This window comes from Caballeronia sp. LjRoot31 (assembly GCF_964253885.1).
In the GTDB taxonomy this organism is placed as follows: Bacteria; Pseudomonadota; Gammaproteobacteria; order Burkholderiales; family Burkholderiaceae; genus Caballeronia.
In genome coordinates, this window is the sequence record NZ_CAXURX020000003.1 from 1864079 (window position 1) to 1888483 (window position 24405).

General features: G+C 61.8%; 21 protein-coding genes and 1 pseudogene. 6 read left to right on the forward strand and 16 right to left on the reverse strand.

Annotated features, from left to right (window positions below; genetic code table 11):
* Window positions 1–40: 40 nt before the first annotated feature.
* The 7 genes and pseudogenes from ACSQ8V_RS37065 to ACSQ8V_RS37095 all read right to left on the reverse strand — a co-directional run bounded on the left by ACSQ8V_RS37065 (window position 41) and on the right by ACSQ8V_RS37095 (window position 7330).
* Complete coding sequence (locus tag ACSQ8V_RS37065; protein WP_436209124.1) at window positions 41–349, reverse strand: hypothetical protein; 309 nt, start codon at window positions 347–349, stop codon at window positions 41–43.
* Entirely contained in the window at window positions 336–2165 is a 1830-nt protein-coding gene (locus tag ACSQ8V_RS37070; protein WP_436209125.1) for a carbamoyltransferase family protein, read from the reverse strand. The genes ACSQ8V_RS37065 and ACSQ8V_RS37070 overlap by 14 nt, the downstream gene beginning before the upstream one ends.
* Window positions 2165–3181 carry an SGNH/GDSL hydrolase family protein gene (locus ACSQ8V_RS37075; RefSeq protein ID WP_436209126.1) on the reverse strand — a complete coding sequence of 339 codons (1017 nt, stop codon included), beginning with the start codon at window positions 3179–3181 and terminating at the stop codon, window positions 2165–2167. The genes ACSQ8V_RS37070 and ACSQ8V_RS37075 overlap by 1 nt, the downstream gene beginning before the upstream one ends.
* A 232-nt stretch (window positions 3182–3413) precedes the next feature.
* Window positions 3414–4568 carry an amidohydrolase family protein gene (locus tag ACSQ8V_RS37080; RefSeq protein WP_436209127.1) on the reverse strand — a complete coding sequence of 385 codons (1155 nt, stop codon included), beginning with the start codon at window positions 4566–4568 and terminating at the stop codon, window positions 3414–3416.
* Between the two features lie 922 nt (window positions 4569–5490).
* A pseudogene (locus ACSQ8V_RS37085) lies at window positions 5491–5702 on the reverse strand (IS6 family transposase); the annotation flags it as partial.
* A 46-nt stretch (window positions 5703–5748) separates the two neighbouring features.
* Window positions 5749–6474 carry a GntR family transcriptional regulator gene (locus ACSQ8V_RS37090; protein ID WP_436185076.1) on the reverse strand — a complete coding sequence of 242 codons (726 nt, stop codon included), beginning with the start codon at window positions 6472–6474 and terminating at the stop codon, window positions 5749–5751.
* 43 nt (window positions 6475–6517) lie between these two features.
* Entirely contained in the window at window positions 6518–7330 is an 813-nt protein-coding gene (locus ACSQ8V_RS37095) for an HpcH/HpaI aldolase family protein (protein WP_436209128.1), read from the reverse strand.
* Between the two features lie 305 nt (window positions 7331–7635).
* Here ACSQ8V_RS37095 and ACSQ8V_RS37100 point away from each other — a divergent pair, with 305 nt between their 5' ends.
* The 3 genes from ACSQ8V_RS37100 to ACSQ8V_RS37110 all read left to right on the forward strand — a co-directional run bounded on the left by ACSQ8V_RS37100 (window position 7636) and on the right by ACSQ8V_RS37110 (window position 11108).
* On the forward strand, window positions 7636–8958 hold the full coding sequence (locus ACSQ8V_RS37100) for an MmgE/PrpD family protein (RefSeq protein ID WP_436209129.1): 1323 nt from the start codon (window positions 7636–7638) through the stop codon (window positions 8956–8958).
* A 116-nt stretch (window positions 8959–9074) separates the two neighbouring features.
* Window positions 9075–9566, forward strand: coding sequence for a tripartite tricarboxylate transporter TctB family protein (locus ACSQ8V_RS37105; RefSeq protein ID WP_436209130.1), 492 nt, complete (start codon window positions 9075–9077; stop codon window positions 9564–9566).
* Between the two features lie 3 nt (window positions 9567–9569).
* Window positions 9570–11108 carry a tripartite tricarboxylate transporter permease gene (locus ACSQ8V_RS37110; protein ID WP_436209131.1) on the forward strand — a complete coding sequence of 513 codons (1539 nt, stop codon included), beginning with the start codon at window positions 9570–9572 and terminating at the stop codon, window positions 11106–11108.
* Between the two features lie 27 nt (window positions 11109–11135).
* Here ACSQ8V_RS37110 and ACSQ8V_RS37115 read toward each other — a convergent pair whose 3' ends face one another.
* From ACSQ8V_RS37115 to ACSQ8V_RS37125, 3 genes are read right to left on the reverse strand one after another with little or no spacing between them, the layout of a single operon-like run.
* Entirely contained in the window at window positions 11136–12026 is an 891-nt protein-coding gene (locus ACSQ8V_RS37115) for an HpcH/HpaI aldolase/citrate lyase family protein (protein ID WP_436209132.1), read from the reverse strand.
* A 13-nt stretch (window positions 12027–12039) separates the two neighbouring features.
* Entirely contained in the window at window positions 12040–12825 is a 786-nt protein-coding gene (locus ACSQ8V_RS37120) for a TauD/TfdA dioxygenase family protein (RefSeq protein ID WP_436209133.1), read from the reverse strand.
* 59 nt (window positions 12826–12884) lie between these two features.
* The gene (locus ACSQ8V_RS37125; protein WP_436209134.1) at window positions 12885–13718 is read right to left on the reverse strand and encodes an amidohydrolase family protein; all 834 of its coding nucleotides are present in this window, start codon (window positions 13716–13718) and stop codon (window positions 12885–12887) included.
* Window positions 13719–13867: 149 nt separating this feature from the next.
* Between ACSQ8V_RS37125 and ACSQ8V_RS37130 the strand changes: the two genes are divergently transcribed.
* Together ACSQ8V_RS37130 and ACSQ8V_RS37135 are read left to right on the forward strand one after the other, a co-directional pair.
* Entirely contained in the window at window positions 13868–15124 is a 1257-nt protein-coding gene (locus tag ACSQ8V_RS37130; protein WP_213763683.1) for a CaiB/BaiF CoA transferase family protein, read from the forward strand.
* Between the two features lie 227 nt (window positions 15125–15351).
* The gene (locus tag ACSQ8V_RS37135) at window positions 15352–16083 is read left to right on the forward strand and encodes a GntR family transcriptional regulator (RefSeq protein ID WP_436209135.1); all 732 of its coding nucleotides are present in this window, start codon (window positions 15352–15354) and stop codon (window positions 16081–16083) included.
* Between the two features lie 55 nt (window positions 16084–16138).
* Here the strand turns inward: ACSQ8V_RS37135 and ACSQ8V_RS37140 are convergent, their stop codons facing one another.
* Together ACSQ8V_RS37140 and ACSQ8V_RS37145 are read right to left on the reverse strand one after the other, a co-directional pair.
* Window positions 16139–17122, reverse strand: a complete 984-nt coding sequence (locus ACSQ8V_RS37140) for a D-2-hydroxyacid dehydrogenase family protein (RefSeq protein WP_436209136.1) — start codon at window positions 17120–17122, stop codon at window positions 16139–16141.
* Entirely contained in the window at window positions 17119–18528 is a 1410-nt protein-coding gene (locus ACSQ8V_RS37145) for an MmgE/PrpD family protein (RefSeq protein ID WP_436209137.1), read from the reverse strand. The genes ACSQ8V_RS37140 and ACSQ8V_RS37145 overlap by 4 nt, the downstream gene beginning before the upstream one ends.
* A 272-nt stretch (window positions 18529–18800) precedes the next feature.
* Here ACSQ8V_RS37145 and ACSQ8V_RS37150 point away from each other — a divergent pair, with 272 nt between their 5' ends.
* Window positions 18801–19799, forward strand: coding sequence for a LacI family DNA-binding transcriptional regulator (locus tag ACSQ8V_RS37150; RefSeq protein ID WP_436209138.1), 999 nt, complete (start codon window positions 18801–18803; stop codon window positions 19797–19799).
* Here the strand turns inward: ACSQ8V_RS37150 and ACSQ8V_RS37155 are convergent.
* The 4 genes from ACSQ8V_RS37155 to ACSQ8V_RS37170 all read right to left on the reverse strand — a co-directional run bounded on the left by ACSQ8V_RS37155 (window position 19790) and on the right by ACSQ8V_RS37170 (window position 24364).
* Window positions 19790–21136 carry an MmgE/PrpD family protein gene (locus ACSQ8V_RS37155; RefSeq protein ID WP_436209139.1) on the reverse strand — a complete coding sequence of 449 codons (1347 nt, stop codon included), beginning with the start codon at window positions 21134–21136 and terminating at the stop codon, window positions 19790–19792. The genes ACSQ8V_RS37150 and ACSQ8V_RS37155 overlap by 10 nt on opposite strands.
* Before the next feature lie 11 nt (window positions 21137–21147).
* The gene (locus tag ACSQ8V_RS37160) at window positions 21148–22026 is read right to left on the reverse strand and encodes an alpha/beta fold hydrolase (protein WP_436209140.1); all 879 of its coding nucleotides are present in this window, start codon (window positions 22024–22026) and stop codon (window positions 21148–21150) included.
* Between the two features lie 25 nt (window positions 22027–22051).
* Complete coding sequence (locus ACSQ8V_RS37165) at window positions 22052–23338, reverse strand: MFS transporter (RefSeq protein ID WP_436209141.1); 1287 nt, start codon at window positions 23336–23338, stop codon at window positions 22052–22054.
* 78 nt (window positions 23339–23416) lie between these two features.
* On the reverse strand, window positions 23417–24364 hold the full coding sequence (locus tag ACSQ8V_RS37170) for a hydroxymethylglutaryl-CoA lyase (RefSeq protein WP_436209142.1): 948 nt from the start codon (window positions 24362–24364) through the stop codon (window positions 23417–23419).
* Between the last annotated feature and the right edge of the window lie 41 nt (window positions 24365–24405).

Below are 24405 nucleotides of genomic sequence, written 5' to 3' on the forward strand. Positions count from 1 at the left end.
GCTTGCCGTGTCGATGCCCACCACCTCGACTCGCGAACGCCTAATACATCGCGTAGATGAAGTTCGATACCTTTTGCGTTTGCACGTCAGTCGCACGCAGTGCGTTCGCGAGCTTGCGGAAATCCGGCTCCAGCGCGGCAAGCGGTTCGAGTCCAAGCCGATGCCAGATATCCACCAGCGACGTGATCGTATCGGCCTGGCTGATAATGGGTTCAGGCTCGAACACATCTTCGAAGTAGGACTCGCAACTCGGGTCCGCCTTCACCGGAATGAACGGCGAAACGAGTGCCTGAAGTGGCGCAAGCTTCGAAGCGAAGAATTGATTCAGGTCGGCGTCAGTCAAGTTCATACTCCAGTTTCCAGGAATCGTCGGTTTCAGTCACCGTCTGTTCAACGCGATGCAATGCATAGTCACCCAGGACAAGCACGTCGATTTCCGTTCTCATGAAGCAGCGATACGCGTCCTCCGGCGTGCACACGATCGGCTCGCCGCGAACATTGAACGAGGTGTTCACGAGGAGCGGACATCCGGTCAACGATTCGAACGCTTTCAACACGGAGAACATGCGCGGATTGACGTCCTCCGTCACGGTCTGAATACGGGCGCTGTAATCGACGTGCGTAATGGCAGGAACATCGCTTCGTACCGCGTTGACGATCTGAAGCATGTCATCGGGATCGGAGGCAGCATCCGGAGTCAAACGATGAGCCTCTTTGACTGGCGCTACCAGCAACATGTAAGGGCTGTCCGAATCGAGTTCGAAATACTCGGACGCGCGCTCCCGTAGAACGATCGGCGCAAAAGGCCTGAACGATTCGCGAAACTTGATTTTCAGATTCATGCGTGACTGCGTCGACGCGCCGCGCGGATCGCCGAGTATGGAGCGGCCGCCAAGCGACCGGGGACCGAACTCCATGCGCCCGGAAAACATCCCGACGATCTTCTCCTCGGCGAGCAATGCCGCAATCTCTGCCGCGCCACCGTCTGCACTGTCGAGTGGGTGATACACCGCACCCGAACGCTGCAGGAAAGCAAGGATTTCGTCGTTCTTGTATTCAGGCCCGATGAAACTGCCACCCTGAGAGTCCGAGTCCGCCGATACGGCCGGCCTATGCCCCCCTGACATCTCGAAGTCCGCGAGATACGCGGCGCCAATGGCGCCGCCGGCGTCGCCCGCCGCGGGCTGTATCCATATTTCATCGAAAATGCCTGCGCGCAGGATCTTGCCGTTGGCTACACAGTTCAGCGCGACACCGCCCGCGAGGCACAATTTCGAAGCGCCGGTGAGCGCTCGCAAGGACCTGCAGATCTTGAGCATGACTTCTTCTGTCACGCTCTGGATCGATGCCGCCAGATCCATTTCGCGGCGGCTGATTCTGGACTCCGGCTGGCGAGGTCCTGCACCGAAGAGTTCGTGAAAGCGATCGTTGGTCAGCGTCAAACCCCGGTGATAATCGAAGAAATCGAGGTTCAGCCTGAATGAGCCATCAGCTTTGATATCGATCAGGTGGTCCTTGATCTTGTCGGCGTAAATGGGCTGGCCATAGGGTGCAAGTCCCATCAACTTGTACTCACCGCTATTCACCTTGAAGCCGCAGTAGTACGTAAAGGCGCTGTAGAGCAGCCCGAGAGAATGCGGATAGCGGATTTCCTTGAGGATATCGAGCTTGCTGCCCCGGCCTACTCCAAGGCTCGTGGTAGCCCATTCTCCGACGCCATCGACGCAGAGCACCGCAGCCTCTTCAAAAGGCGACGGAAAAAAAGCCGACGCGGCGTGTGAATAGTGATGGCGCGCAAAGTAAATGGGCACGTCGCAGTTGAGCATTTCCTCAACCTGCTCCTTGAAATAAGGCTTTACTCCGAAAAACGATTTGACGGCCTTCGTGAAGAATTTTTCCGACTCGGGTGCAAATGCAATCGAGGATCTGATGATCCGGTCGGCGGTCAATGCAGGATCGTCGTAGAAAGCGATTGCGGCCAAGTCGCTGCCGTCGATCTCCGCCTCTTCGAGGCAATAATTGATTGCCCCACGCGGGAAACCCGGATCGTGTTTGCGCCGGGTGAATCGCTCTTCCTGCGCTGCCGCAATGATCTTTCCGTCTTTCAGGATCGCCGCGGCTGAGTCGTGATAAAACGCCGAGATACCCAGTACGTATCGTGTCATTATTTTTCCCCGAGCAACGGTGCGAGATATCTGGCTATCGATTCACCGATCGTTTTATGCGCCAGTGGCGTCAAGTGAACGTCCGATTGAAATCGGAACGATCTCCGGACGTCGGCGGGGTAGGGCCAAAGATCATCTATCACGTGATGGACGGGTGCCCCGGTCGCATTCGCAAACTCATTGAAGCGTTTGCGGACGTCCGCATAACTTGCGGTCTTTTCCACGTACTGGTAGACGGGAATCACCGCGATCATGACCGGCACGTTCAACTCGCTCAACTCGGATACCCACTTGGTGAGAATGGCTTGCATAAGCCGCCAGCCATAGTTATCCGCCGAGTCGTAATCCGGAAGGGGCTGGAATCGCGTGAGTTTCTGGACCTTGTCCTTGAAGCCGGGTCCCAACTTGTTCACCATTTTTCGGGCTGTCGCGAGGACGTCCACCCCACCCTGGTCCGCCACTTGTTCCGATCCTTTCTTCTGCGGCACCGGGACTGGCACGCCCTTCAGGCTCAAGTCGCCGGACGAAGATAACTCGAACCACGGCTTGGATACGCGTAGCGATTCTCCCGAGCGGTCCGTCCATTCCCGCGATTTTGCGACGTTGCGCTCAATGTTCTCCACGAGGACACTGATCACCGCGGCGTCATATTCAATCTCTTTCGCATATTTCTGGAAGATCAGATATTGCTGGTCGGTACCGCTGCCGCTCAATCCGAAGTTCAGGACTTCCGTATCTTCAAGCGTTTGCTCGAGAACGTCTGAATACCGTTTGCCGTTGCTGACGCCATCCCCTGCCGTGTAAGAGTCGCCGAACACAAGGACCCGGCGTGCCTGGGGCTTTTTAGACGTCACTTCGTTATCGCAACGGAAGCCTTCCTTGTTGGTCTTGACGAGATAACCACCGCCCTCATGGGGGATTCTCACTTTCAGACCCGGTGCGAATTTGTACCCGAGGATATCGTCGTGCTGCATCAGTTGCCGGTGCAGCGGTGGAATATCTGCGCGCGCATTCATTGATTGTCTCCGTCTTGATTATGTAGCACGGTTTTGTCGAGTTTGTCGGATCCCAAAACTTATCGTCCTGGTGCCGTCAAGGGTTCGACTAGCGCGCTAATCTTGTGTACGAGATTGTGTGGCGCACGACTAGCTGTCGATGTGCGGAGCCACACACTCCTGATCAGGTGCCATGACACGTCTCGTCCAGCGTGTCGGCAAGCCAGTTTGCTGCGCATTGCGTATCGATGAATCAAACATGAGCGGCTTCTCCAACAAACACGCCATTGACCACTACGGGCAAGCCATCAATCAATACGTGGCGTGGCCTTCCGCTAACCAGCAGTCTGAGGAAGTGAAGACTGCCGTAGCCGCCGTAGAGGTCGGGCGGTCGATCGAAGAGGCAAAGATCGGCTTTCATATTCGCCGCTATTGCGCCGATGTCGTTGAGTCCAAGTGCCGATGCAGCCGAGTGCGTGAGCGCGTCGACGAGTGCGTTGCAGGTTTGCGTGTTGTTCTCGGACGCGTGCATCAGCGTTGTCGACGACATGAGCATCGATGCATGCCGATTCAGATCTGCATCCGATTCCTTGCGAAGGGAAAGAGCTATCGCGCGATCTCTGAACGATGGTGTCGTACAACCCTGCCGAGTCGAGGGTTCGCTCATGGCCTTGGGTGCGCACACGAGACTCGCTGAAGAGTCGCGCAGCATAATGACGTCTCGACGAGAAAGCTGGGAAAGCTCGAAAATCGTCACATGGGCTGTCAGAATGTGCAGATACGAAAGAAGGCCGACTTCCGAAAAAAATCGCGTTTCCACATAATTTTGGGCGTCGGCTTTTGTCCCGGAAAGCCGCACACAAAGCCGCCGCCCCACTCGCTCGGCAAGTGACGTGACTGTTATCAACGACGACGCCGACCATATTTCTCGAGGAACCACGGCAGGCAATAAGGTGCATCTGTCGAATGCCCTTGAATTGGCGGCCCGCTCGAATCTCTCCAATGATTGTCTGTCGATTTCCGCGAGCCCAGACTGGCTCTCCCCTAATTCAACGTAAATCAGCCGTCTTACGCTGCTCTCCCCTTCGAATCCGTCGCAATCGGGTAAGTCGCGATTGAACGAACCGGCAGTCGTGATTCCGCAGCGCGCGAGTTCGTGCGAGTATTCAGGCCAATCTTGTTGATCAAGGCCAGTATCGGCATTAATGAATCCAGGAACGCAGACAATCTCATGGCCCGGAAGAACCTCCGTGCGCCGCGATGTTTTCGGCGGGAGGATACGTTCTATTTTCGCCCCGTCTATTTCGATGTCGCCGCGCATAAAGCTATGCGTGGTGGAATCGAAATACGACGTATCGACTATCACCCATTGAGTCGTACGGCCGGCAAGGTTCTCTAAAACGCTCATGTTGCACCTGTACAGTAGGAGAACGAAGCTGTCGTGGTGCGCTGCCGCAATGGCCTTTGTCTTTGTGTTCTCGAACATTGCGCAGCGACGTTGAGAATCGGCCGAGTCACCATCGGCCGCGTCAGCAGATACCAGCTTTGTTCATTTCCATTTTCTGATTCAGATGCGGAGCGTTGCCGTTGACACGCCGACCGTTTATGGGACCGCGTTGCAACGCAATAAGTTGCTCTTGAACGAGATGATCTCCGGACATCAACGGGGAAGTCCCGTGCCTGGCCATCGGGTGATAAACCCCACCATGTAGCGGCCTCGGCATGCACCATGGGCCGCCCAGGCAAAGGCGGACGCGCTGCGTGCGCAGTCATAGATCGTCTCCAGTTCATTCGGGCATGGAGGCTTCGCACTTGCGTACATGCATACGACCGCCGCGCCCATATTTTGTTGAAAGTGTCTATGGCTGAGGAGAAAGGCGATGTGCGGAGCCACACAATCTATTGCGAGTATCCACGGTGCGTATATGTATTGGTCTCTCTAAATGCCATGACTCGTCCGTTGCCACAGGGAAGGCATTTGGTTTAAGGAATGTCTGCAAACCTGCTGGATTTACCTGCAACAGGCATTACCTTGATGACTAGAAGATATTGCGATGACGCAACTACATCTCGCTGAGCCAAGCGCGTGCATTCGCTTGTGCAATGCAGCGCGTTGATCGACGCCCTCACCGTAGACCGCGTTAATTCCGTTACTTCGGAATCTCGGTGCCGTAGGAAAAATCGACTTTAAGTCTAATATTTTATTTGTAGTGCAAACTAAATTAAGTCATCAATTCGCATAAGTCCGCGTGGCTTCGTCAACTTGTCGCGAGCGAGGCGTAGTAGCAGAAGGGACGCGCATCCCTCAGAAAGCGAACGGTGGATTTTCGGAAGTGTTGCCGGATCGCCCCAAAGATCGAGAGGAATGTGGGTAGAGAAAGGGTTCGCGAAAGCCGCACCCGCTCCGAAGAAAGTCCCGTTGGGGCATGCGGCGTTCGCGTATCGGCTGATGACTGTTTTCAGCCCTATTGTTCAGCCCGGCCGCTGCTTTGACGAACGCGTGCGTTACGTTCGTCGGCTCCGGGTTGTCAGCTCTTGCCGCCCGGATAACCAACCATCCCGCAAACATGAATGACGGCCTATCCTCATCAAAGGCCAACCGGCTGGACCGATACTGTATCGAGCATTCGCTGCTTGCCGGTCAGCACGTGGAACTCGAACGCCTCTGCGGCTTGAGTGGCCTGGCCGTTACGCAGTGCATCGAAAATATTGCGATGCTCGTTTGCCGAGCGGCGCATCTGCACGGGCGAGTAAACGCCTTTGTGAAGGTACAGCGTCAATTCTTCTTCGACTGCCCGGTTCACTTTTATCAGTCGCGGGTTCTTGGTTGCCAGCATCAGATGATGATGAAACTCGATGTTGAGGCTTTGATAAAGGTGCGCGTCATGAGCCTCGCTCGCGAGGTCCATCCGCGCGAGCAAGTCGCACAGCGCACGCTCCTCGTCGCCCGTCATGCGCAATGCCGCCAGCCGGCCCGCCGTACGCGCCAGGCCTGCGCGAACTTCGTACAAGTCCATGGCCTCCTCGAGAGAAAGACGCCTTACATGCGCGCCGCGATTGGGCACGATCTGCACGAGACCGGCTTGCTCGAGCGCGCGGAGCACCTCGCGCGCCGAGTTGCGCCCCACGCCGATATGGTTGGCCAAGGCCTGCTCGTTGACGCGTTCACCGGGTCGCAGTTCCCCTCGTTGAATCATTCCACGAACCTGTTCGCGTATTCCATCGAGCTTCGAGGTTATCGTCTCGGGCGCACGTGCATTCGTTTTGACTTCTATGACGGGTCCATCTCCCGACATGGTTTTTGTTTGCGGCATGTTCAATCCACTCTTACACGGTCGGCAATCGGCTCAATCAACTTCATGACGTCACCGTCTGGCTGGCGGCATGCAGCGGAATCGAGCGAAGCATGACCGAGCGAGCCTGCGCACCCGCCATGAGGAAGGCCAGATCGGATCCGCTGAGAATGAAGCGCGCGCCCTTCTGGATATAAGCCGTCATCAGCGCCTCGATATAGACACCCCCCACGCCCGCCACCTTCCCGTGTTTCGCGCAGGCGGCGCACACGGCGTCGATCGCTGCGTCTACCTGCGGATGGCCCAGTTGTCCCGTCACACCCAACTCGGCCGCGAGATCCGTCGCACCGACAAGCAGCACATCGATACCCGGCACCGCCGCGATTGCATCGACATTTTCCAGACCCTCTCGTGTCTCGATCATTGCAACGACCAGGACTTCGTCGTTCACGGCCCGCACGACATCCGCGATGGGATGCGCCTCGAAGCCCATTTGCGGCAACAGGCCTGGAATGGAACGGCTGCCGGCCGGCGGGAAACGGCACATGTCGGCAATGCACGCGGCCTGCGCGGCGGTGCTGACATGCGGCACGACAATGCCCATCGCACCGTTGTCGAGGAGCCGCGTTGCGTGAAAGGATTCATGACCCGGCACACGGATGATGGGTGTCACGCCGGACGTGAGCGCGGCCTGGCAAATTTGCGCCGCGGCATCGACATCCATCGAGTTGTGCTCCATGTCGATGAAGAGCCAGTCGAAACCGCTGGTGTGCGCGATCTGCGCGATATCGACGGTGCGCGCCTGCCGCAACCCCATGCCCAACGCCAGTTCTCCGGCAGCGAGACGCGCTTTCGCGTGATTCCTGATGCTCTGCATGGATGATGCCCCTTCGCGGGTGCGCCTCGCCTGCCCAGCCGTCGGCAACCATTAGGCAACCATCCGGCAACAGGAACGCGACGATAAACAAACCGTTGAAAACCGATATCACGCTTGGGCAATCCGCCTCGCCCCAAGCGCCGCTTAATACTAGGGATCGTAGATACTTGACATCCATGTGTCAACACTTCTACAGTGAGTGAGAGCAATAGCTTATTTATTGCCGACAACCGCATCCCCCATCGACCCTGATGGCGGCAGTTCCGCGTTCATATTTCCTTTCGCCTCGAAAGCGTACTCCGGACATGTCCAACACAACGATCAGCCAGCAATTTGCTCAGTTCATCACCACGCTCTCGTTCGAGACCCTGCCACCGGCGCTGATCGAACAAGCGAAAATCCGCATCCTGGATTCGCTTGCCACGGCGATTGCCGCGCGGGACCTTCCCGTGCCTGCCATTGCTGCGGCCCTTGTCGGCGACAATCGCGGCCGCGCAACGATCATCGGGCAGGCCCGGACCGTACCCGCCATCGACGCCGCGCTGGTCAACGCAACGCTCGTGAACGGCCGCTCGCAGGACGACTTTCTTTGCAAGTCACACCCCGGCGCGGTCACGCTTCCCGCCGCACTCGCGCTGGCCGAGCAGGAAGACACCAGCGGCGCCGAACTGATCGCGGCGGTGATCCTGGGCTACGAGATCGTGGGCAGGGTGTATCTGGGCGGACCGGGCATGGTGTCGAAATTCAGGGCGACGGGCGTGGCGGGAACGATCGCAGCCGCGGCAGCCGCGGCCCGCGTGCTCAAGCTGGACGCGGAGCAGACCAGTCACGCGCTCGGCTGCGCGGCGGTGTTCGCGTCCGGCTTCGGCGCAGGCTTCCTGACCGGCACGGCGGAGGTCAAGCTCAACGTTGGCATGGCCTGCCGTAATGGCGTAAGCGCGGCGCTCCTCGCGCGGGGCGGCGCGACCGCCAGTCCTCTGGCATTCGAAGGCGAGGCGGGGTTTTATAGCGCGATGGCCGGAACGCTCGACGATATTCAATACGCGACGCAAGGCCTCGGCGAACGCTATCTGCTGGAAGAAACCGTCTATAAGGAATTCCCGGTCTGCATTTTCGTGCAGACGCCGATGACCCTTGCCCGGGAACTGATCAGCCAACGCCCCCTGCCGGCCGACACCACCTCCCGGATCACGGTCACGGTGTCCCCATCGACGTACGCCTTCCCCGGCTTTACCAACGTCGCCCCTTTCAAGAGTTCACTGCATGCCAAAGTCAGCGCACGCTTTTGCGTGGCGGCTGCACTGCTGGACAAGCCCATTGACGATTACGCGTTCTACGAGCATTTCGACGCCGCCGACGTGCTCGCGTTGGCCGAACGCATCGACCTCGTCATCGACCCGGCCAGCAAGGACCGGGTCACGGTATCGATCACTGACGGTAACGGGAGCCGCGCTCTGGAAGGTATCGAAGGAGAGACGCTGCTTTCTTCGTCCGACAAGGTCATTGCCAAATTCCGTCGCCTGACATCGCCCATTCTGGGTCCGAAGACGGAGACCCTGCTGCGGGATGTCCTGCGGCTGGAACACTTGCCGAACCTGCATGACCTGACGGCGCTACTGCGAGACTGAGCCTGCAACGTCTGGCGCAGGGTACGATTTTCCCCGCTTCGAACACATAACAAGACGGGCAGCAGCCGGAACAACCCATATCCGGCTGCGCGCCCGTCAATCAGGAGACACCTGACATGGAACGCAGCAACCTGGCTGGTTTCCCGGGCCACATTCACCGGGAGTATTACGGCGGCGTGCTGATGCTGCTGATCGGGCTCGGCGCGGCATGGATGGGCTTCCAGTACCGCATGGGCGATCTGCGCAGCATGGGGCCGGGATTCTTTCCCGTCTCCGTGGGCGCCATCCTGGCGCTGCTCGGCATGCTGATCGCGATGAGTGCGGGCGCCCGGCAACAAGCCGAAGCCGAAGCCGACGATGCCCCTCTTCGACCTGAATGGCGCGGCTGGTTTTGCATCATGCTCAGCATTGCCGCCTTCGTCGTGATCGGCCGGTTCGGCGGCCTGTTGCCCGCCACGTTCGCGATCGTCTTCATTGCCGCGCTCGGCGACCGGCAGAACACGCTCAGGAGTGCGGCGATCCTCGCGCTGGCAATGTGCGCCATCTGCGTCGTGGTGTTCTGGTGGGCGCTGAAGCTGCAGTTTCCCCTGTTCGCCTGGGGAGCCTGAGCGATGCTGTCGCAAACCTTGACGGACCTGATGCAGGGGTTTGGCGTTGCCCTGGAACCGCACAACCTGATGTGGTCGTTTTTCGGCGTACTCATGGGCAACCTGATCGGCGTATTGCCGGGGATGGGCGCGTTGTCCGCCATCTCCATGCTGCTGCCGCTTACCTACACGCTGCATCCGGTGCCGGCCATCCTGATGCTGGCCGGCATCTTCTACGGTTCGCAATACGGCGGCGCGATCGGCGCGATTCTGCTGAATCTGCCCTGCCATCCGCCGCACGCGGTCACCTGTCTCGACGGCTATCCGATGACCCGGATGGGCAAAGGCGGAACCGCGCTCGGTATCGCCATGATGGCGTCGTTCTTCGCGGCATCGTTCGGAATCCTTGTGATGATCTTTCTGTCACGGCCGCTGGTCGCCATTGCGTTCAAGTTCGGGCCGGCGGAACTCTTCTCGATCATGCTGCTCGGCTTGCTGGCGGGCGGAACGCTGGCGAAGGGTTCCGCGTTGAAGGGCATGGCGATGACCGCGCTCGGGCTGCTGATCGGCATTGTCGGCACCGACGTCAACAGCGGCACGATGCGCTTCACCTTCGGCTTCATCGAGCTTTCCGACAAGGTCGAACTGGTGGCGCTGGCGTTGGGACTGTTCGGCGTGGCGGACTTCCTGTGCAACGTCAACCGCATGCAGGTGGTCGGCAGCGGCACGAAGCTGCGCCTGAAGGACATGCGCCCGAGCAAGGCTGAAATGAAGCAGGCGTTCCTGCCGATGGTGCGCGGGACGCTGGTCGGCACGCTCTTCGGCGCGATGCCGGGCACCGGACCCACGATCACGACGTTCATCGCCTACGCGCTGGAAAAAAAGATCTCCAGGACGCCGGGACGTTTCGGCAACGGAGCGCTCGAGGGCGTGGCGGCACCGGAGGCGGCATCGCACTCGAAGACCCAGGTGGACTTCATTCCCACCATGAGTCTCGGCATTCCCGGAGACGCGGTGATGGCGCTGATACTCGGCGCCTTGCTGATCCAGGGGATCCAGCCCGGGCCGCAATTGATCACCGAACATGCGGACATCTTCTGGGGCTTGATCGCCAGCTTCTGGATCGGCAACGTCCTGTTAGTGATGCTGAATGTACCGATGATCGGCATCTGGGTGAAGCTGTTGCAGGTGCCCTATCGTTTCATGTTTCCATCCGCGCTCTTTTTTATCGCCGTGGGCGTGTACAGCACTAACAACGCCCTGTTCGAGATAGGCGAAACCCTGGTATTCGGCGTGCTGGGGGCACTCTTGATCGCGCTCAGGTTTTCAGTGGCGCCCATCCTTCTCGGCTACGTACTCGGACCGTTGATGGAGGAGAATTTCCGGCGCACCATGCTGCTTTCGCGCGGCGACCTGAGTGTTTTCCTGCAACGGCCTATCAGCGCCACGTTCATCGCGGCCGGTGCGTTGCTGATCCTGGCCCAGGTGTTCTTCGCGCTGCGTGCCTCGCGGCGTCGACGCCACAATCTCGATGTGGCGCGCATGCAGCGCAGCGAAACGTGAACGACACCGCGCGCGTGGCGAACGCCGTCAGGCGCGCATGCGCGCGGCGATCGCCAGGATGCGCTCGGCGCGCTCCACCACGGGCACGTCCAGCATCCGGCCGTCCAGGCCGATGGAACCACGACCGCTGCGCAACGCTTCGTCGTAGGTATCGACGATCCGCTGCGCGGCGGCGATCTCGTCAGCACCGGGGCTGAAGCCTTCGTTCAGGATGGGCACCTGCGCGGGATGAATACAGGTGCTGCCTTCCACGCCAAAGCGACGCGCCTGCGCGACAGCGGCGCGAAAGCCGTCGAGGTCCCGGTAGTTCGCGCTGGAACTGAAAATGCCGAGCGGCAGCACGCCTGCCGCGCGCGCCGCCAATACCCCTTGTTGCTTCGGATAAAGCAGCACGTCGGGGTCCGGCTGTGCGCCACAGGACGCGGTGAAATCCTCCGCTCCGCACGCAAAAGCAACGATGCGCGGATGCGCGGCGGCAATCTCGAAGATCTGCGCAAACGCGGTGACCGACTCGACCACCGCGTAAAACCGCGTGTGACCCACGGCCATGCCCTTTCGCCGCTCGATGCTTTCCACCAGTTCGGCAAGCAGCCTCACGTGCCCCGCACTGTCTACCTTCGGCAGCATCAGCGCGCTGACCTGCGGAGCGACGACCGTCTCGATGTCCCGCACAGCGAGTTCGAGCGGACGATTCACACGCACCAGGATGTCCGCTCCTGCTGTAGCGCATCGCTCGGCGGCCGCGGCAACCTGTGCGCGCGCGGCTTCCTTGTCGGCGGGGGCCACGCTGTCCTCGAGGTCGAGGATGATCGCGTCGGCGCCGCACGCGGACGCCTTCTGCACATACTTCTCCACGTTGACCGGTACGAACAGCAGCGAGCGCCAGAACGGCAGGCCCGACCTTTGTTGCAAGCCCATGACGTTCGCCCTCCTAGTCGATCTGCAGACGCTGCAAGTGGCGCTTATATTTCGGGTCGAAGGTTTCGCGCGCGTGCTGTAGCGCGAGGTTGTCCCACACCACCAGGTCACGCTTCGCCCAAACATGGCGGTACATGATCTCCTTGTTTTCGATCATGGAAATGAAACGCTGGAACAACGCCTGACTTTCCTCCACCGACAAGCCCAGGATCTGCCGCGCGTGCAGCTTGCTGAAGAAGAGAACCCGTTCGCCCGTGCGTGGATGCGGATACATGATCGGGTGATCGGCTTGCGGACAACCCGCACGGGTGTCCGATTTATGCCGGATGATCTTGTCGTCGATACGTTCGCGGATATCTTCGGGCAAATGACGGGTGACGAGACGCATGTCGGAAAAAAGTGTATCGCCACCCGTTGGAGGAATCTCGACGCCGTACAGCAGGATCGCCTTCAGGACGTTTTCCTGGAAACAGTGGTCGAAGTGGAATTGCAGTTCGCCGTCGCCCGCGGCCAGGATCATCTCGCCCGCGGCGTTCAAGCCGCGCGGATGCAGGTTCGACACATAGTTGAAGCCGCCGGGCGCCTCGCCCTGCTCGGAGACTTTTCCAAAGATATCGGCAACGCGCAGCAGGTCGGCTTTGTCGAGATCCTGATCGCGAAACAGCAGCAGCGCATGCTCGCTGAACGCTTCGCGCAGGACCTGGCGTTCAGCTTCGGACACGGGCTGATGCATGTCCAGGCCCACGACCTGAGCGCCGAACGGCGCTAACGGCTTGATGTCGAATGGCTTCGATTCCATGATGATTTCCTGGTCGATTGAACGATGATTGAGCGATGATTGAGCGATAAGCGCCGGTCTCACACCGGTGTAGCTTCGCGAGCCACATACCTCAAGAAGTTGGCGCCGGTGATTGCCTCGCGCTCGGCCACGCTCATGAAGTCGCACCCGGTACGGATGAAATCGAGTGCTTGCCGATAAGTGCATGCCCGCCGAACGTTTGGAAAGTTGGAACCCCATATGAGCCGCCCCGCGCCGGCCCGCTCGTACAACTGGCGCATGTAACTCCGCGCGAGAGGAAATGGATAGTCTTCGAGGTCCTTCGCCGCTTCAGGGAAGTAGCTGCATTTGATCCACACGTTGGGTTCCTGTGCGAGATCGAGCAACGCATCCCATTGGCGAAATGCCTGGCGATTGTCCTTGCCCGCGTAATAACGCAGGCCCATGTGGTCGATCAGCCAGCGCACGCCGGGGAAACGTTTGACGGTGTCGTGCATCTGCGCCACATGGAACGGCGCGAACAGTTCCATCGGTACCTGCAGCCGTTCGGCCAACCGGAAAAAATCATCCACAGTGCCGTCGGCCAGCCAGTGTTCGTTGTCCTCTATCAGCGTCAGGCGCAGCGCCAGCATCTTTGGATTCTGGAGCAAGGCGCGCAGGTGTTGCTGGACGTCCGCGTGCAGCGGATCGATCCGCGCAATCACGCCGAGGACGTCGGCCGGATGACGCTCGGCGACGGCGAAACCATGTCGGTTGTCGTAACCGGCGGCGAACGGCGTGACCTGCACGATCTGGCCGACGCCGATCTCGCGCGCCTCTGCAATGACGCGCTCGAACGGCAAGTGATCGTGATGAACATCGCCGGGGGGCTCGGCAAGCATGTCGTAGAAATGCAGGTGGGAGTCGATGATCATGGAGGGTTGCGGCCAAGGTTAAATCTATATAGTATTTGATACTATTATCTAGTATTGGTAACGTCAACTACTGATATTTACCTAGGATCACGCAAGGCTCGCGCAAGCGGCACGCGAGACGCCGGCGCCAAGCCACGGAGGAGACTTCCATGACAGACAAGCAAACCGCCGCAGGCCGGCCGCGACCGCTGGAAGGCGTACGCGTGCTCGATTGCTCGACCATCATCGCCGCGCCGTTCGGCGCGATGCTGCTTGCCGACTATGGCGCGGAAGTGATCAAGGTCGAACATCCGCGCGGCGATGGCCTGCGCCTGAGCGGTCCGCAAAAAAATGGCGTGGGACTGAACTACGCTTTCTACGGGCGCAACAAGCGCAACATCGTGCTGGACCTGTCGAGCGCCGACGGACAGCAGATCCTGCGTGACCTTGCGGCCAAAAGCGACGTGCTCCTGGAAAATTTCCGGCCCGGCGTGATGGAGAAATGGCATCTGGGCTGGGAGCAGCTGCATGAGGTGAACCGGCGCCTGGTCATGCTGCGCATGACCGGCTTCGGCCAGTCCGGGCCTTATTCGGCGCGTCCGGGTTTTGGCACCCTGGCCGAATCCATGAGCGGTTTCGCCCATATCAACGGTCATCCCGACGGGCCGCCCACCTTGCCGCCGTTCGGTCTCGCGGACGGCATCGCGGGCTTGTCGGCGGCTTACGCGGTCATGCTGGCGCTCTATCACCGCGACCTGCGCGACGGCGAGGGACAGATGATCGACATCGCCATCATCGAGCCGATCCTGCATCTGATGGGAGCACAGGCCTCCGTCTTCGACCAGCTCGGCCAGATCCAGCAACGCACCGGCAACCGCACGCACAACAACGCACCGCGCAACACCTACAAGACGAAGGAAGGCAGGTGGGTCGCGATATCCACCAGCTCGCAGGCAATCGCCGAACGGGTATTGCGTCTGACCGGACGGCCTGATCTGGTGGACGAACCGTGGTTTGCAAGCGGGGGCGAACGTGCGCAGCACGCGGACCTCCTGGATGCGGTGGTCGGCGGGTGGATCGGGGAACGCGGCATCGACGAAGTCATGCGCGCTTTTGCGGAGGCCGGCGCGGCGGTCGCGCCGGTTTATGACATTTCGCAGGTGATGGAGGATCCGCAGTACCGCTCGCTCGACACGATCACCGATGTGCCGGATGCCGTCCTCGGGCCGGTCAAGATGCAAAATCTGTTGTTCCGGATGAGCGGCACGCCGGGCGAAGTCCGTCACACGGCGCCGGCGTTGGGGCAGGATACGGACGAAGTGCTGGGTGAGATCCTTGGCCTGACGCCCGCCCGGCTGCGTGAACTGCATGAAGCGGGGGTGATCGAGCCGATGGTGGCGAAACGTCCAGGCGGGACGGGCCGTTGAAAGCGGGGTGAATACTCTATAGTATTCGCCGAGCCGCCGTTGACATCGCGTCATGATGTATTCGAAAAGTTCAGCGTAATCGGGGAGCTTCATACCGGGCATTCACGTCCCCGGGATAACGCGGTTTGAGCTTTACCATCGCTGCGTCATCGAGGAAGTCGCGGAAGTCGCGGCCTGCCCACCGGTCCCATTGAACGCATTACCTGGAACGTTACTTAGCAGCAGACATGGACACTGAACTCATTGACCGGGATTCATCGGTACCGCGCTGGATGCAGATTGCCGCGATCCTGCGTCAGCGTATCGCCGAGCACGGTACTGACCTGACCGGTCTCACCGACCAGGAACTCACCCGCGAATTCGGCGTGAGTCCGCTGACCGTGCGTCAGGCCCTGCAAGACCTGGTGCGCAGCGGCCTGCTCACGCGGCAGCGTGGCAAGGGCACCTTCGTCGTCCAGAAGCCGGCACAAGGCTCCGTCGATCACTTCGAGGCCACGCTCAGCGAATGGCGCGTGCAGGGCCGCGATGTGCGCATCAGCCTGCTCGAGCGCAGCGTCACCGCGGCAAACATGCTGGTCGCAGCCTCGCTGAACATAAAACCGGGCCAGCCGGTCGGCTATATGAGGCGCCTGCGCCATGCGGACGGTCATCCGGTCAGCATCGACTATCGCTATATCGTGGTGGAAATCTTCGAGCGGCTCGACGATGCCGACCTGGTGCACGAAACCGTCTGGGAGACGATCGAGCGCACGCTCAAGTTGCCGACCCTGCTCTCGAACACGGCCATCCGCGCGACGGCGGCCTCCGAGGAGGAAGCGCAATTGCTGAACATCCCGCCGAATTCGCCGGTGCTGCTGCGCGAAAGCCAGTTGATCGGCGCCGACGGCATGCCGATGGTCGCCGGGCGCTCGATCTACCATCCCGAGCGCTTTATCTACGCCACGACAATCCGCCGCTGAGTCCGCTGAGTCCGCCGCCGGCGAAACCCCCGCTGCTCGAAGAGGCGCGCCGCCATCACCCAAGCGTTCTCAGCAACGGCCGGCCCTCCAGCCACGCCGACAGACATTCCACGACGCCGCGAGCAAACGTCTCCAGGACCGGACGGATCACGAAACCCAGATGCGGCGTCAGCACGACATCCGCCCGTTGGCGCAGCGGATGGTCATGCGCGAGCGGCTCCGTATCGAATACGTCGAGCGCCGCCGCACCGGGACGGCCAGCGTCCAGCGCGTCGATCAGCGCGGCGGTATCGATAAGTTCCGCGCGCGCCGTATTCACGAGGATTGCTTCGGGCCGCATCAGCGCCAGCCGTTTGGCATCGAGGAGCCGGTAAGTTGATTCGCTTGGCACGATATGCAAGCTGACGACTATCGAACTCGACAGTAATTCGTCGAGCGGCACTGCGACGCAACCGCACTCGCGGGCGCGTTCGGGCGTCATGTGCGGGCTCCACGCCACAACTTCCATGCCGAATGCCTGCGCGATCCGGGCCATCTGCCGGCCGATATCACCCAACCCGATGATTCCAAAACGTTCGCCCGCGAGCGAGCCGGGCAATCGGCCGGTCTCGCGCCAGCCGCCGGCACGCATCAGGGCAAAATTGGTTTCCAGCCGTTTCACCGCGGCGAAAATAAGCGCCCAGGCGATTTCGCAGGTGCCGTCGCGGGTTGCCGCGCGGCCGCTGAAACTCACGGGAATGCCGCGCTGGTTCAGCGCGTCGAGATCGAGCGTGGTGTTGCGCGAACCGGTAAAAACCAGGTATTCCAGCTTCGGCAGTTGGCCGATGAGTTCGCTGGGGAACGGCGTGCGGTCTCGCTGCAACACGATCGCGGAGGCATCTACGAGCGCCGCCAGCAATGCGTTGCCATATAGCGGAGCATGTTCGACCCGCACGCTTGCCAGCCGGTCGATGCCGGACCAGTCCGCCAGCGCGCGAAACGAGCGCTCGTAGTCGTCGAGCATGACGATAATCGGCCGTGCGTCCGGCGCGTCGGTCATGGCTGCAGCAGTGCTGACAGTTGCCGGATGTCGGCAAGGTCTTCCAGTGCAGCGACGATTCCTGCTACCTCGGTGGTCCGCTCAGTTCCAAGCACCGGCGTCGCGCAATCGGTGAATTTACGCAGCAGGGCTGCGGACGACAGCGTCCTGTGCGGATGACCACGCGGCAGCTCGACTTGAGCCGCAAGCGTAGTGCCGTCGCGCCGCCTGATCGTCAGCTCCACGCCAAAACGGCCCGCACCCGAGGCAAGATGAGGCGCGACGCGCACGTTCACGCGTTTCATCAGCGCCTGTACGTCCTCGCGCTGCACGCGTGCATCGTCGAACTGGGCGAGGCCGCCTGCTCCGTCCAGGTAAGCCACGGCAGCGCAATACGCGATGCAATACTTGCCCTCGAGTCCGTTGGCCGCCTGTTGCAGCGGCATGATGCGCGTCGCCATGCTGGTCACCGCACAGTCGATATCGAGCAGATCTTCCACCGGCGGCAAGCCGCCTTCATGCAGGTCGAGCATGACGTCGATCACGGAGATGCCCGCCCCGCAGCACGCATAGGGCTTGATTCCAATCCCCGAAGCATCGATCTCCAGGGCCTCATCCAAAGGGGCTTCCTTCGGTACCGGGTTGGCGCCGTAGGTGGCGAACAGGCCGTCCGGCGCATCGAACAAACCGACATTCGCGGTGAAGCCGCGAGCAGCCAGCATGGCCGCGCGCACACCGCCCTCGGCCGCCTGGCCCGCATGGAGCGATTTGGTTTCGGAACCGAAATTGGCCCGCAGGCCGGCAACATTGGACGCCGCGATGGCAAGCGCGTTGAGCATGCCGCGCGCATCGAGCCCGAGCACGCGCGAACAGGCCGCCGCCGCGCCAAAGATGCCGATGCTCGAGGTGGTATGCCAGCCCGCGTCATAGTGGCGAGGCACCATCGTCCGGGCGAAATGGGCGGCTATTTCGAAGCCAAGCACGTAGGCGTCGAGGAAAGCAGATCCGCTCATCGCCCTCGCTTCGCCAAGCGCCATGATCGCCGGAACGAGCACCACGCTCGGATGTCCGATGAGGGTGGCGTTCATGTCATCGTAATCGAGCACATGGCCCGCCACGCCGTTGACCAGGGCCGCAAGCGGCACCGACAGGCGCACGCCCGTACCGAACACCGCCGCCTGTTGCGCACTGCCCTGCTCGATGGCCAGCTCACGCACGGTCGCGGCCGTGTGCGTTTGCGAACCCGCGACGATGCATCCGAGAATATCCAGAATCCCCATCCGCGCACTGGCCCGGCTCGACGGCGTGAGCGAACCGCCGCTCCACGAGTCGTAAAGCTGCGTCAGTTGCGTTGCGTGCGATGCACTCATGTCGACGCTCCCCTGATGATCGGCGCTGGCCGGTTCGATGCGTCGTTCGGTATACACATTCGTCCTCCTGGATCGGGCTTCGACGGTCAATGCATCACACGCTGCTAGCCTAGGTAAATTTCGTCCCAACGTCAATGAAACGTTTCATGCAAAATGCCGGATGCAAGCATGAAACCGCGCGATCAATCAAGATATGCCGCCCTCTTGCCCCTATAATCCGGTCACTTCCGTGCCATCTCAAGTGTCATCTCAACCAGAACCGACGCATGCCACCTCGCCGCAAATCCTCCCCACCGCCAAGCGAATTCGCCAGCAAGCAGGCGAAGCGCGTGACAATCGTCGACGTGGCGGTCCGCGCCGGCGTCGCGCTGGGAACCGTTTCACGCGTCATCAACAACAAGGAGTCGGTGGCCCCCGCGCTGCGCGAACGCGTCAACGAGGCCGCCCGTGCGTTGGGTTACGTGCCGAACTCGGTCGCCCAGAGCATGCGGACCCAGTCGACGCAGGTCGTGGGCTGCATGGTCTCCGACATCTCCAACCCCCTGTTCTCCGCCACAGTCAGCGCGGCGGAAGAGGTGTTGCACCAGCACGGCTACAGCATGATGCTGTCCAACAGCCGCGACCGCCTGGACACGGAAGCCGAGATCCTGACGCTGTTCCAGCGCCGCCGTTTCGATGGCCTGATCATCACCCTGAGCAGGGAAGAAGATCCCGCCACCCTCAAGCTGCTGGCGGACTGCACCATCCCGACCATCCTGCTTGAGCGCGAATCGAGCCTGCCAATTGATGCCGTCTCGGTCGACCACTTCGGCGGCACGCTCCAGGCGATGAACTACCTGATCAAGCTCGGGCACCGGCGCATCGGTCTGGTAACGGTGACGCAAGCCGCGCTGCCCGGCCGGCAGCGCCGGCTGGCCTACCGCAGCGCACACCACGAGGCGGGTATTCCCATCGACGAGTCGTTGCTGTCGCCGGACGTCTTCCTGCCCGACGCGGGCTACCAGGCAGCCTACCGGATGCTGGTCTCGTCGAAGCCGCCCACCGCGATCGTCGCGGGCGCCAATCAGATGCCGCAGGTCCTCAAGGTCGTGCGGATGCTGAAGCTGGCGGTGCCGGGCCAGTTATCCCTCATTACGCTCGGAGATACCGACGTCGCAAGTCTCTTCGAACCCGCGTTGACCGCCGTGCGCTGGGAGCTTGCCAAAGTCGGGACGGCCGCAGCCGAACTGCTGCTTGCGCGGATGAACTCGACCGCCTCCGCACGCGATCCTCAGCGCATCACCATCCCGACCGAGCTCGTCTTGCGCGATTCCTGCGCTCAGCGCTGAGCCGGTGGTGTGCCGGCGCCGCGCAATGAGCCCATCAGATCGTGCAGATGAGGCAAGTGCTCAAGGTCCAGGATCTGGCGCAGCACCGTTTCCGTCTTCGGACCCAATATTTCCGACGTCAGCCGCCGGTACTTTGCGATCACTTTCTCGCGCGAAGGACGCAGCGTTTCCCCTTCTATGCCGGTAAGCGCCAGCGTATGGCCACCGTGTTCCACCGCCACCCTGACCGTATCCACGCTTTGCGGGTCCAGCACGAGGTCGATGCGCGCAGCCAGCGCGAGCACATCGGGATCGTCGACGCATGCGTAGAAATCGTGCTCGTCGATCGGCTTGCCGAGCAACGCGGCGGCCACGCAAAAACGCGCGCTGACGCGGGCGCGCAGCGCGCTCGTGAACGGCGCGACATTGGTGAAGCCAGGATTGGTGTAAGTCAGCTCACACACCTGCACCGTCACGCGCTCGATCCTGTCGACGTGCAGCGGGTACAGGTGCGCAATTTCGCGAGCAAGCGTCATCGGTGTCTGCACAAAAATGCAGACCGGATATTCCTTGTAGACGGTGTCCCCGAGCAAATAGCGCTCGCCGAGGTCCTGCGTCGCAGCGCTGGCGTGATCGGTCGTGCCGGCCATGGCCAGATAGAAGCCGGCCTCGCCCTCGAACGCGAGATCGCTCGCGGTCGCACCGGCCTGTGCGAGCAATGCCGCGCTCACACCGTTGCGGCACGCCATGCCCACGTTCAGCTTGACCTCCATCGTGCCGCTCAGGAAACCCGCGCCGAAGCCCGATGCAAACACCGCCGCGCAGCCGAGCGCGTGCCGCGTGCGCTCGGCATCGAGCGCGAGCATGCGCGCGGCCGCGGCAGCCGCGCCTATTGTTCCGGCCACACCGGTCGCCCGGAATTTCGGCAGCATGCCCGGACCGCCCAGGTAGACCCGGCCGGTGATTTCATAGCCGGCCACCACGGCGGCGATGAAGTCCGCGCCGCTGCCACCCTCCTGCTCGGCAATGGCCAGCGCGGCCGGAACCGCGATCGCACCCGGGTGCGACTTGCACAGGAAGTCGTCCTGCGAGCGCCCGTTGACGAGCGTCGCATTGACCCATGCCGCATCGATCGCGGGCACCCTCTGCTGCTGGCCGATGATCGTTGACTTGCCGCGGTTCTCGCCGACGAGGGCAGCGGCAACGCCCGGCACAGCCAGGCCGTGGGCGGCGACCGCCGTGGTGAGTGAGTCGAGAATGCGCAGCTTCGCCTTCTCGACCACGCCGGCCGGCAGCGTGTTCGTCGACATCGCGACGATGGCCTGCGCAAACTGCCCGCTGATCGAATTACTGGACATCGGTCATCTCCTCAGCATTCCTCTATAAACTCGGCTGCCATGATCGCGCACGCATCGGGATGAGTCGCGGCGATGTGGTACGAATCGGCCGGAATCTCGCGCAGCGTGGAGCCCCGCACCCTGGATTGCAGGCGCAGCAGGTCGGCCGGCGCGGGACGCTGATTGTAGGTCCCGCCGGTTTCATGGGCGCCCGGCACGATGAACAACGTGGGGCAGGCAATCCCTTCCGGGTTCGGCGGTTCGTCGATACCGGGCAGCAAGCGCATGCACGCGAGCACCGTGGCCGCCGAGGTCGTGCCCATCAATCGCGCCCACCACTCCAGCGCCTCGGGCGGCAGCGTCGTGCCCATGCGTCCGGGCATGGTCAGGCGCGCCCAGCTTTCGACGCCCTCCCGCTCGATAACCCCGACCCATTCGTCGAGCCACGGCCCCAGTGCCTTGCTCGGCGACGGCAGCATGCCGGCGAGCGTCATGGATGCAATCCACGGAGGACGGCGCTGCGCCAGTTCGAATGCAACCAGCGCCCCGAGCTTGGTCCCGATCAGGTGCACGCGGGGAGGCGCGTCGTCCGGCCCCCGCCCTGACCCGATCGAATCGATCATGCGTTCGATGTCGTCGGCCCAGTCGGCGAGCGTGAACGCGCCCCCTGCCGGAAGCGCGCTGGACCGGCCAAAGCCGCGGAGATCGGGCCGCAGGACGCGATAGCGGCGCGTGAGATGGGGCACCCACGGCCGCCATATGCCGCCGTGCTCCGCGATGCCATGCAGCAGCACGACCGTATCGGCGGGACGCCACGCGTCGGTGTAATCGTCGAGCGCGCAGTACAGGTGGGCATCGCCGCCAAGCTGAACCCGCCACGCGGCTTCCTGCACATCCCTTGGTTGAACCATCACAGTCGATCTCCCCGGTCTCACGTCATACGCCCGGATTCGCCACAAGCTCGGCGACGCGCTCGAGCGGCCGGTGCACGAGCAAGATCATCGCCAGCACGCCGACGGCGTCGATTGCCGTGCACAGTTTGAACGCCACCTCGAAGCCGCCGAAATGCTGCACTGCCATCCCCGTGATGGCCGGCCCCACGATGCCCGAGATATTGCCCATCAAGTGGATGAACCCACCCACCCCGCCCACGTGGCGACGCGGATAAAGTTCATGGTTGATCACCCAGTGAGCCTGCCCCGCCGCCGAGATGAAGGTGATTGCCGCGGTCACGAGCAGGACCGCCGTCACGAGCGAAGAAGCCGTGCTGAACAGCAGCGCCGCCAGGCCCGAGAGCGCCAGCGGCACCCACGCGCAGAGCTTGCGCGCGCTGACGGGATTGCTCATGCGCCGGTAGACGAGATCCGATACCAACCCTCCGCCCGACGACCCGATCATCCCCGCGATCCACGGAATCGCCATGAGCAGGCTCATCTGCTGGACCCCGGCATGCTGCGCCGAGACGAAATACGTGGGCAGCCAGAACAGCAGGTTATTGATCGTGTAGTTCGCCGCGAACAGGCCGATGCACACCCCGAGCGTATTACGGCTGATGAGGCACTGCCGCAGCGTGCGGTTGTCGTTGGCCTGCAGTTCATGTTCTTCGCGGCCGGCTTCGATGCGCTGCAGTTCGTCGCTCGTCACGCGCGGATTATCGGCGGGCCGGTTGGTCGCCATGCGGCGAAAAACCGCCAGCCAGACCAGCCCGAGCACCGCGATGACAACGAACGAGACACGCCATCCCAGCCGCAGCGCGAGCAGCCCGACAATCGGCCCGGCAATGGCCGCCCCGAACATCTGCCCCGAGAAGATCGTTCCTACCATGGTGCTGACTTCGCGGCGCGAGAACCAGTTCGCCGCGGTGCGGTTGATGGTAGTGAGTGTCGGGCCTTCACCCATGCCGAAGAACACCCGCAGGATGAAGAATGAGCTGAAGCTGAAGACCACCGCCGTCAGTCCGCACAACACGGACCAGATGCCCATGGACCACGACATCACGCGCACGGGGCCGAAGCGGTCGGCGAGCGATCCGCCGATGAACGCAAACGCCGTATAGCCGCAGAAAAAGCCGCTGAAGATCACGCCCATCTGCGACGGCGACAGGTGCAGCTCCGGGGTCAGCAAGGGCGCCACGATACCGATTGCGGATCGGTCGATATAGCCAATCGCCGTCGCGAGAAACAACATGGCGGCAATCGCGAAACGGTATCTTCCCTTGAACATTGCTGTCTCCTGACACGTTATCTTGTGATCGCTTTACACGTTGTTATTGTTATCTTCCGCCCTGCATGTTCACGCGCCTCAACCACCCGCCAGCACCGGTCGATAATGCTTCGGCAACCCGGCTTTCGCGATGCCGCCGTAGAACGACTCCCGCTCAAGCCGCTCCTGCACGAACGCCCGCACTTCGATCAGCGCGGCCAGATCGACCGAGGTGGAGTACCCCATCGATTCGAGCAGGAACACGAGGTCTTCCATCACGATGTTGCCAGTCGCGCCCGGTGCATACGGGCATCCGCCGAGGCCGCCGAGCGAGGCGTCAAAACGCGTGACGCCGACGTCAAGCGCGGCCACCACGTTCGCGAGCCCGAGGCCGCGCGTGTCGTGGAAATGCGCCGCCAGCGGCAGGTCGCCCAGTTCGCGGCGCACCGCGCCGAACAGCCTGCGCACCGCGGCGGGATTGCCGTAGCCGACGGTGTCGGCCAGCACGATCTCTTGCGCGCCCAGTTCCGCGAGTTCCACGGCCAGCCGCAGCACGCGGGACTCGTCCACCTCGCCCTCGATCGTGCAGCCGAAAGAGGTTGCAAGGCCGCCGCTCACCACCGGCCTTTCGCTGCGATCGATCTGGCGGCACAGCGCGACGATCTGCCCGAAGTCAGCGACCGAATCAGCAACGGTGCGGCGTACGTTTGACCAGTTGTGTCCTTCGCTGACCGACATCGCGTAATTGAGCTTCATCGCGTTCGCGGCCACGGCGCGTTCGGCGCCCTTGAGGTTCGGCACCAGGACGGATACGGTCAGTCCCGGGAGCTTGCGGGCGCCGGCCACGATCTCGGCCGTATCGGCCATTTGCGGCAGCAGCTTCGGCGGCACGAACGAGCCGACTTCGATATCGCTCACGCCCGCTGAAAATTCGCGCCCGCACCAGTCGAGCTTGACGGCGCTTGGCATGATCGTGGCGATGCTCTGCAAGCCGTCGCGCAGACCCACTTCGCGTACGCTGATCCTGTTTCCGGCAATGGCTTCCATGTCCCGCGCTCCACAGATCCTGTAACAGCCCCGCGTCTGCT